The organism is Pseudoalteromonas lipolytica, from assembly GCF_001306915.1.
GTDB lineage: Bacteria > Pseudomonadota > Gammaproteobacteria > Enterobacterales > Alteromonadaceae > Pseudoalteromonas > Pseudoalteromonas simplex.
This window is the reverse complement of record NZ_LJTC01000044.1, coordinates 1-651: the sequence shown is the minus strand read 5'-3', so window position 1 is coordinate 651 and position 651 is coordinate 1. Positions and strand designations below refer to the sequence as shown.

The window sequence follows — 651 nt, the reverse complement described above, 5'->3', positions numbered from 1 at the left end:
CCATCGCCCTGACCGCCTTCCTCGCCGAGCGCCTGGACGACCGGCGGCTCGATCTCGACCTTACCGCCCTGCACGAGCGCAGCGACCCCAGCACCCTCGGCCTCTCAGACCAGGGCTATATCGCCGGGGTACACCCGCTGGAACTGTGGCTGGTGGGCTTTCTCATCGACCGCACCGACGCCGACTACGCCGATGCCGAGCGGGCCAGCCGCGAGGCGCGCCAGGAGGTCTATGGCTGGCTGTTCCGAACCCGCCACCGCGGTGCCCGGGACTCACGCATCCGCACCATGCTCGAGACCGAGGCCTTCACCGAGATCCAGCGTCGCTGGGAGCGGCTGGGCTACCCCTTCGCCCACCTGGTGCCGTCGCTGGCCACGGCGCTGGGCAGTTCCGGCGACCGCCCGGCCGCCCTGGCCGAGCTGGTCGGCATCATCCTCAACGACGGCATACGCCTGCCCACGAGACGCATCGACTCGCTGCACTTCGCCGCCGACACCCCCTACGAGACCCGCTTCGTCGCCGACGCCTCCCGCGCCCGGCGGGTCATGGCCCCGGAGGTGGCCGCCACCCTGCGCCGCGCCCTGGGCCAGGTAGTCGAGGGCGGCACCGCGCGGCGCCTGCAGGGTAGCTTTGCCCTGGCGGATGGTACCC

The 651-nt window shown here is 72.4% G+C and carries 1 pseudogene; it reads left to right on the top strand.

Annotated features, from left to right (window positions below):
• Positions 1-651: pseudogene (locus AOG27_RS21400) on the top strand (glycosyl transferase family 51); the annotation flags it as partial.